General features: G+C 68.5%; 9 protein-coding genes. 4 read left to right on the top strand and 5 right to left on the bottom strand.

Annotated elements, in window-relative coordinates:
• The coding region (locus ABY44_RS15425; RefSeq protein WP_431641382.1) for a LysR family transcriptional regulator at window positions 1-897 on the bottom strand (897 nt) is incomplete at its 3' end.
• Window positions 898-1,078: 181 nt separating this feature from the next.
• A complete protein-coding gene (locus ABY44_RS15420; protein ID WP_060174909.1) occupies window positions 1,079-2,050 on the bottom strand; it encodes a GlxA family transcriptional regulator in 972 nt (323 codons plus the stop codon).
• A gap of 117 nt (window positions 2,051-2,167) precedes the next feature.
• On the opposite strand from ABY44_RS15420, the gene ABY44_RS15415 reads away from it, so the two are divergent.
• Window positions 2,168-2,851 (top strand): DJ-1/PfpI family protein, encoded by a 684-nt coding sequence (locus tag ABY44_RS15415; protein ID WP_021160187.1) that lies wholly within the window; start codon window positions 2,168-2,170, stop codon window positions 2,849-2,851.
• A 67-nt stretch (window positions 2,852-2,918) separates the two neighbouring features.
• On the top strand, window positions 2,919-3,230 hold the full coding sequence (locus ABY44_RS15410) for a cupin domain-containing protein (RefSeq protein ID WP_060174908.1): 312 nt from the start codon (window positions 2,919-2,921) through the stop codon (window positions 3,228-3,230).
• Between the two features lie 58 nt (window positions 3,231-3,288).
• Here the strand turns inward: ABY44_RS15410 and ABY44_RS15405 are convergent, their stop codons facing one another.
• Entirely contained in the window at window positions 3,289-3,567 is a 279-nt protein-coding gene (locus ABY44_RS15405) for a PAAR domain-containing protein (protein ID WP_431641381.1), read from the bottom strand.
• A 139-nt stretch (window positions 3,568-3,706) separates the two neighbouring features.
• Window positions 3,707-3,913: a hypothetical protein gene (locus tag ABY44_RS15400; RefSeq protein ID WP_060174907.1), complete on the bottom strand. Its 207-nt coding sequence runs from the start codon at window positions 3,911-3,913 to the stop codon at window positions 3,707-3,709.
• On the opposite strand from ABY44_RS15400, the gene ABY44_RS15395 reads away from it, so the two are divergent.
• Window positions 3,912-4,094, top strand: a complete 183-nt coding sequence (locus ABY44_RS15395; RefSeq protein WP_060174906.1) for a hypothetical protein — start codon at window positions 3,912-3,914, stop codon at window positions 4,092-4,094. The two genes, ABY44_RS15400 and ABY44_RS15395, sit on opposite strands and share 2 nt — an antisense overlap.
• A gap of 9 nt (window positions 4,095-4,103) precedes the next feature.
• Here the strand turns inward: ABY44_RS15395 and ABY44_RS15390 are convergent, their stop codons facing one another.
• Window positions 4,104-4,496: an MAPEG family protein gene (locus tag ABY44_RS15390; RefSeq protein WP_034195853.1), complete on the bottom strand. Its 393-nt coding sequence runs from the start codon at window positions 4,494-4,496 to the stop codon at window positions 4,104-4,106.
• A gap of 424 nt (window positions 4,497-4,920) precedes the next feature.
• Here ABY44_RS15390 and ABY44_RS15385 point away from each other — a divergent pair.
• The coding region (locus ABY44_RS15385; RefSeq protein WP_431641380.1) for a transglycosylase domain-containing protein at window positions 4,921-7,911 on the top strand (2,991 nt) is incomplete at its 3' end.

Genomic DNA, 7,911 nt, shown 5'->3' with positions numbered 1-7,911 from the left:
CGACGGCGTCGCCTCGAACACCTCCGCGACCCAGTCGGCGAACACACGCACCTTCTGCGACAGGTGCCGGTTGTGCGGATAGACGATCGAAATCGGCTTCGGCTTCGGATTGCAGTCAGGCAGCACCTCGACCAGCGAGCCGTCGAGCAGGTTCGGCAGCACCATGAACAGCGTCGGCTGGATCATCCCGAACCCTTCGAGCCCGCACGTCACGTAGGCATCCGAATCGTTGACCGTGACGCTTCCGTTCATCCGCACCTCGAACGGCTTGCCGTCGATCATGAACACCCACGGAATCGCACGCGCGCCGTGGCTCGCACGGAAATTCACCGCGTGATGGTCGGCGAGATCGGCAATCTCGTGCGGCTCGCCGTGACGCGCGAGGTAGTCGGGTGACGCGCAGGTCACGCGCTTCAGCATCCCGATCCGCCGCGCGACCATCGACGAATCCTCGAGCGGCCCGACCCGGATCATGCAGTCGATGCCCTCCTCGACCGGATCCACGTAGCGGTCGGAGAGCCCCAGTTCGAGCGTGATGTCGGGGTAGCGCTGCCGGAAAATCGACAGCGACGGCAGCACGATGCGCCGCCCGAGCGAACTCGGCATGTGGACACGCAGCACGCCGCTCGGCTTGCGGTTGCCCGTCTGGAAACTCGCGTCGGCCTCCGCGATCTCCGAGATGATCTTCGTGCAATGCTCGTAGTACGCTGCACCTTCCGGCGTGAGCGACAGCCTGCGTGTCGTCCGGTGCATCAGGCGCACGCCCAGCAGCGCCTCGAGGTTCTGAATGATGGTCGTCACCGACGCTCGCGGCATCGCGAGCGTGTCGGCCGCGCGTGTGAAGCTGTTCGCGTCGACCACACGGGTAAAAACTTCCATTGCCTGGATTCGGTCCATGCTGCTCCCCCTTCGAATCGCCAACGGAACAGAATAGAGCGCGCGACTGGCACGGCACAAGCCCCCGCCCATTGTTCTCCGATCCTGAATAGTTTCTGCGTTTCGGACTGGAAAGCGATCGATTTCCGTTCAGTTTCACTCGGCGATCGTTCCGGCCCCGAGCGCAGCCGCACGCCGTGCGTTATCGCACGAAGCGCTCGCGATAGCCTTGCGGCGACACGCCCAGCACCCGCACGAAACAGCGTCGCAGCGTCTCCTCGGAGCCGAAGCCGCAACGCGCTGCGATCCGCTTGACGGGCCACGCCGTTTCGCCGAGCAGGCGCTGCGCGGCCTCGACGCGGAGCTGCTCGACCGCGCGCGCGGGGGTGCGGCCGGTGCCCGCGCGGTAGTGGCGCACGAAGCTGCGCTCGCTCATGCTTGCGCGCTCGGCCAGCGCGGGCACCGACAGGTCGGCCGTCAGGTGCTCGGCCATCCACGCATGCAGTTCGCCGAACCGGTCGTCGGTGCGCTGCATCGACAGCATCGTGCTGAACTGCGCCTGTCCGCCCGGGCGCTTCAGGAACACGACGAGTTCGCGCGCGACGTCGAGCGCGGTCGCCCGCCCCAGGTCCTCCTCGACCAGCGCGAGCGCGAGATCGATGCCGGCCGTCACGCCGGCCGAGGTCCACAGCGCGCCTTCGCGGATGAAGATCGGATCGGATTCGACGCGCACGTTCGGATAGCGCGCCGCGAACTCGTCGCAGCGCGCCCAGTGCGTGACCGCACGGCGCCCGTCGAGCAGGCCGGCCTCGGCGAGCAGGAATGCGCCGGTGCAGACGGACGCCACGCGCCGCGTGCGCGCCGCCTGCTGCCGCACCCAGCGCACCAGCCGCGCATCCCGGGATGCCGCATGCACGCCCTTGCCGCCGGCGACGATCAGCGTATCGGGATGGCGTGCGGCCGAGCGCAGCGACTCGGCCATCACGACGAGACCCGACGACGTCTCGACGGGCCCGGCCTCGGCCGCGACGACACGCGGCGCGTAGGGCGCCGGCTGGCCGCGCTCCTGCGCGAGCTCGTTGACGGACGCAAACACCTGCAGCGGCCCCGACACGTCGAGCAGCTGGGCACGAGGGAACGCGAGAACCAGGATCGAACGCGGGGCGGCAGGCATGGCGATTGGCTGAAAACGTGGGTGATATGGCAATTTCGCCAAACACTACGCGCCTAGAATCGATCTGTCCATCCCGCGCCGGCAACGGTGCGCCCCCCTTCCAACCGGAGTCTTCGCATGACCCTGCATATCGGCTTTCTCGTGTTCCCGGGCGTCCAGCAACTCGATCTCACCGGCCCGCACGACGTGCTCGCGTCGCTGCCCGACGCGGCCGTCCACCTGGTCTGGAAGTCGCGCGACACCGTCGCGTCGAGCAGCGGGCTCGCGCTCGCGCCGACCTGCACGTTCGACGATTGCCCGCCGCTCGACGTGATCTGCATTCCGGGCGGCATCGGGATCAACGAACTGCTGCTCGATGCCGAAACGATCGCCTTCGTGCAGCAGCGCGCGGCCACCGCGCGCTACGTGACGTCGGTCTGCACGGGCGCGCTGCTGCTCGGCGTGGCCGGCCTGCTGCGCGGGCGGCGCGCGACGACGCACTGGGCATTCCACACGCTGCTCGAACCGCTCGGCGCGGTGCCGGTGCGCGAGCGCGTGGTGCGCGACGGCAACCTGATTACGGGCGGCGGCGTCACGGCCGGCATCGACTTCGCATTGACGATCGCCGCGGAACTGGCCGGCGACGAGGAAGCGCAGGCGATCCAGCTGCAACTCGAATACGCACCCGCACCGCCGTTCGACGCCGGTTCGCCGGACACCGCGCCGGCAGCCGTCGTGAAGCGCGTCACCGAACGTTCGGCGGCCGGTTTCGCGAAGCGCAAGGCGACGATCGAACAGGCGCTGCGCGCGATGTCGCGCTGAATGCGGATACGTAGAAATTGCCTCGACGACTGAAAGACGACGCGCACTCGCGCCGGAGAACATATCGATGAACATCGTCCGCAGCGCCGCGTTCACCGCGGACCGTGCGTGGGGCGCGCTCGACATCGCGAACCTGGGGGGCATCACGGTTCGCCTGCACTGGACCGACCGGCCGTATCGATGGCACGTGAACGACGGCGAGGAAGTGTTCGCGGTGCTCGACGGTCGCGTCGAGATGCGTTATCGGGAAGCAGGCGTCGAGCACGCGACGGTGCTCGAAACGGGTGACGTGTTCCACGCGACGGCCGGCACCGAGCACGTCGCGCATCCGCTCGGCGAAGCACGCATCCTCGTGATCGAAACCGAAGGCAGCGTCTGACCGCCGTTGGCCGTGCGCCGAGGCCGCGCGGATGCCGAGCGCATCCGCGCGGCGGGTTTCATCCGGTGATCGTCCCGGTGGCCTGCGACGCGATCAGCTTCGGCTGCGGCGTGCACTGGCACAGGTCGTGTTCGAGCGCGACGACCTTGCCCATCACGGTCATCGTCCGCTCGCCGCCGTCGGATACGATCACGCCGGGAGACTTGCAGGCGGCGCAGAACACCGACGCCCCGAGATAGGCGAGTTCGCGTCCGTCGAACGACGAATTGGCGATCCCGTCGAGCACGACACCGCCGTGGTCGGTCGTGTCGCCCTTCAGAATGAATTTGCGGCTCATGTGTCGGTTCTTCCCTCGGAAATGCCGTGCAGCGCGGCATCACGGCCGCACGCGGGCAATCGGAATCCGCCCGTCGATCGCGGGCGTGCCGCGAGCATATCACCGCTCGTGGCCGCCGCTAGCCGATCGCCCGCATTCGTCAGAACTTGTGCCGGATGCCGATCCGCGCCTCGAACTGGCGGTCGTTCGCGGACGCGCCGGGGCCGTTGATCGCGTCAACCGCCGCGTGCCCCGTCGAATCGGCGCCCGATGCGCCGCAGCCGATCGTCGAATGCACGTCGTTCAGCGCGGCGTTTTCGCTATCGGTGCACACCGACACCGTGTCGTGCGTGCCGAAGCGCTTCATGGAAGTCGACTGGATTCGCGAGCGGATGGTCGCGATCGACGTGGAGGAGACGATTCCGGCCGTGCCGGTCGGCGTGCTCATGCGCCGCGATGCGCTGAACACGATTGCCTGTGACTACCTGATCCACTGCTTCGTCGAAGCCGTGCGCCGGCACGATCGCGCGACGCTGCTGTGGCGGTAGCGCCGCCGTTCAGACAAACAGCGCGACGCACAGCGCGGCCCCGCACAGATACGTGCCGAGCGCGCCGATGAAACGCACGGGATTCGGGTTGGCCATCGTCGGCCACGCGAGCAATCCGATGACCAGCAGGCAGCGGAACGCGGTTGCCGCGACGATCAGCGCGAGGATCGCGCGAGACGGATCGTGGGCGCCGAAATAGAGAAACAGCACCGCGAGGAACGGCGCGTATTCGGCCGTGTTGCCGTGCGCGCGCACGATCTTGTGCAACCCGTTCGTCGGGTCGGACGCACACCCGGACCCGATGGTGCATCGAAAGCGCGTGACGGACACGACGAACCCGAGCCCGAACAGCAGCAGCCCGAGGATGGCCGTGCACACGAGTGCGACGGGATGGATCGCCATGGGACTCCGGGCGGAAGCGGACATGCCCCGCACATCCGGCGATCGTACCCGCCGCCGGCGCGCGCGGCTATCGCGGAAACCCGTAGCGTCGCCGTGCGACGCCCCCCCCCCTTTCACGAGCGGGTTCCGGCCCGAATTGGAACGATGCCGCAGCGCACGAAATCCGTGCATCGTCCGTCGGCCCGGCCGCGCGGGCCTGCCCGCCGCCGCCCCTGCCACGCGGACGCCGCCGCGCGCAACGCGCAAACGTTTAAGCCGCAGCGGCGCGCACCATCTCGGCGCGGCGCCCGTTGCCGCGCATCACAGGCATGCACGTTGCGTCGACGCATCTCGGTAGTCGACGCCCTTGGCAGCCCGCTGCGGAGGACTACACTAATCCTTAATGGGGTGCGGCCGGAGCCCGCGCCTTCAGGGAGACGCCGCCATGAATCGGCCGCTGAATCGTATCCTGCCGCGCGTGACCGGTCCCGCATCGGTCTGGACGTGGGTCAAGTGGTCCCTGCTCGCCGCGCTGCTGATCGCGGTGGCGATCGTCGCGCGGCTCGTGCAGAGCGAGATCGAAACGTCCCGGCTGCAGGCGCACTACCTGTCCGATCTCACCCGCGACGTCGGCTACACGCTCGAGGCGGGCCCGAGCGATCGCATCCGCTTCCCCGCGAACGGCCCGTACGACCAGCGCCTCGGCTACGCGATGATTCCGGCGTTCCAGGAACGGCTGCTCGCGCGCGGCTTCGTCGTCGGCAAGCAGGCGCGCGATTCGCAGCGGATGCTGTCGATCGGCGATCGCGGGCTGTTCCTCCCGTTCGAGGAGAAGGACCAGGCGGGCCTGACGCTGTTCGACTCGACCGGCGCGCCGCTGTTCGCGACCGTGTTCCCGCAGCGCGTCTATGCCGACTTCGACGGGGTGCCGCGCGTGATCGTCGATTCGCTGCTGTTCATCGAGGATCGCTACCTGCTCGACGCGAACGAGCCGAACCGCAACCCGGCGATCGACTGGGGGCGCTTCAGCCGCGCGCTCGCCGACCAGGCGCTGCACGTCGTCAACCGCCACCAGGCGCGCCCGGGCGGCAGCACGCTCGCGACGCAGATCGAGAAGTTCCGCCATTCGCCCGAGGGCCGCACCGCGACGCCGCCCGAGAAGCTGCGGCAGATCGCGTCGGCGTCGGTGCGTGCGTACCTGAACGGCCCGCAGACGATGCTCGCGCGCCGCACCATCGTCGTGCGCTACCTGAATTCCGTCCCGCTCGCCGCGCGGCCGCACATCGGCGAGATCACCGGCATCGGCGACGGCCTCGCCGCGTGGTACGGCCGCGACTTCAACGACGTGAACCGCATCCTGTCCGCGCCGACGACTGGCGACAACGTCGACGAACAAGGCAAGGCGTTCCGCGAGGTGCTGTCGCTGATCATCGCGCAGCGCGCGCCGTCGTACTTCCTCAATCGCGGCTATCCGGCACTGGAACGGCTGACCGACAGCTACCTGAGGCTGCTGTCGAACGGCGGCGTGATCTCGCCGGCGCTGCGCGACGCCGCGCTTGCCGCGCAGATCGAACGCAGCGCGCCGCCGGCCGCCGTGCACGTGCAGTCGTTCGTGTCGCGCAAGGCCGTGACGTCCGCACGCGCGTCGCTGCTGTCGGCGCTCGGCATCAGCGACCTGTACCAGCTCGACCAGTTCGACCTGCAGGCGACCAGCACGCTCGACAACGGCGTGCAGCAGGCCGTCGCCGAACGGCTCGCACGGGCGTCGACGCGCGACGGCGCGCAGGCGGCAGGCCTGTACGGTTTCGAGATGCTCGCGCCGAAGGACGACCCGTCGCACCTCACGTACAGCTTCACGCTGTACGAACACCGCAACGGCGCGAACCTGCTGCGCGTGCAGACCGACAGCGTGAACGAGCCGTTCGACGTCAATCGCGGCGGCCGCATCAACCTCGGCTCGACCGCGAAGCTGCGCACGCTGATCACCTACCTGCAGATCGTGTCCGACCTGCATGCGCGCTACGCGAACCTGTCGAACGCGGAGCTGGCCCGCGTGAAGCCCGACCCGATCGACGGGCTGTCGCACTGGGCGCTCGACTACCTGTCGCATACGCGCGACCGCTCGCTGCAGGCGATGCTCGACGCGTCCGTCGAACGCAAGTATTCGGCGAGCCCGGACGTGTTCTACACGGGCGGCGGCGCACAGGTGTTCTCGAACTTCGAAAAGTCGGACAACGGCCGCATCCTGACGCTGCACGCGGCCTTCGAGCACTCGGTCAACCTCGTGTTCGTGCGGCTGATGCGCGACATCGTCCACTACGAGACGCTGCAGGCGGCCGGCCCGTCGTCGTCGTGGCTCGGCGACCCCGAACAGCGCCGGCATTACCTGCAGCAGTTCGTCGACGGCGAAAGCCAGGTCTACGTGAAGCGCTACTACACGCGCTATGCGGGCAAGGCGTCCGACGACGCGCTCGCGCTGATGCTGAAGGACGTGCGCAAGTCGCCGCCGAAGATCGCGACGGTGCTGCGCAGCGTCGCGCCGAACGAATCGCTCGCGTGGTTCGACGCGCAGATGCGCGCGCAACTGAAGGGCACGCCGGCCGCGACGCTGTCCGACGACGATCTCGCCAGGCTTTACGCGAAGTACGCGATCGACCGCTTCAACCTCAACGATCGCGGTTATATCGCGAGCGTGCATCCGCTCGCGCTGTGGACGCTCAACTACCTGCGCGCCCACCCGGCGGCGCCGCTTGCCGATGTCCAGCGCGACAGCCGCGACGCGCGTTTCTACACGTACTCGTGGCTGTACAAGACGCGCTACCACGCGACCCAGGACCGCCGCATCCGTCGCATGGTCGAACTGCGCGCGTACGCGGAGATCACGAAGTCGTGGCGGGCACTCGGCTACCCGTTCGCGGAAGTCACGCCGTCGTACGCGGCCGCGATCGGCGCATCGGGCGACCAGCCCGACGCGCTCGCGAAACTGATCGGCCTGATCGCGAACGGCGGCCAGAAAGCGCCGACCGAGACGATCACACGGCTCGACTTCGCGAAGGGCACGCCGTACGAAACACGCTTCGTGCGCGCGGCCGCGCAGCCGCAACCGGTGCTGTCGCCCGAGATCGTCAACGTCGCGCACAAGCTGCTGCGCGACGTCGTGCTCAACGGCACCGCGCGCCGCCTCGCGGGCGGCTTCACGCTGCCCGACGGCAAGACGCTCGACGTGTACGGCAAGACCGGGACAGGCGACCAGCGCTTCAACGTCTACGCGCGCGGCGCGCGGCTGATCGAGTCGCGCAAGGTGAACCGCAGCGGCACGTTCGTGTTCGTGCTCGGCGACCGGTTCTTCGGGGTCCTGACGGCGACGGCGCACGAACCGTACGCGGCACGCTATGACTTCACGAGTGCGATGGCCGTGCAGTTGCTGAAGTCGATG

This window comes from Burkholderia sp. ZZQ-2 (assembly GCF_050768715.1).
GTDB classification, from domain to species: Bacteria; Pseudomonadota; Gammaproteobacteria; order Burkholderiales; family Burkholderiaceae; genus Burkholderia; species Burkholderia cepacia.
This window is presented reverse-complemented; position numbering and strand designations above follow the sequence as displayed.

Coding starts and splice junctions, on each gene's coding strand:
- ABY44_RS15405 (WP_431641381.1), bottom strand. CDS start 3,567: ATGAGCCGCAAATTCATTCTGAAGGGCGACACGACCGACCACGGCGGT.
- ABY44_RS15415 (WP_021160187.1), top strand. CDS start 2,168: ATGACCCTGCATATCGGCTTTCTCGTGTTCCCGGGCGTCCAGCAACTC.
- ABY44_RS15420 (WP_060174909.1), bottom strand. CDS start 2,050: ATGCCTGCCGCCCCGCGTTCGATCCTGGTTCTCGCGTTCCCTCGTGCC.
- ABY44_RS15390 (WP_034195853.1), bottom strand. CDS start 4,496: ATGGCGATCCATCCCGTCGCACTCGTGTGCACGGCCATCCTCGGGCTG.
- ABY44_RS15410 (WP_060174908.1), top strand. CDS start 2,919: ATGAACATCGTCCGCAGCGCCGCGTTCACCGCGGACCGTGCGTGGGGC.
- ABY44_RS15395 (WP_060174906.1), top strand. CDS start 3,912: ATGGAAGTCGACTGGATTCGCGAGCGGATGGTCGCGATCGACGTGGAG.
- ABY44_RS15400 (WP_060174907.1), bottom strand. CDS start 3,913: ATGAAGCGCTTCGGCACGCACGACACGGTGTCGGTGTGCACCGATAGC.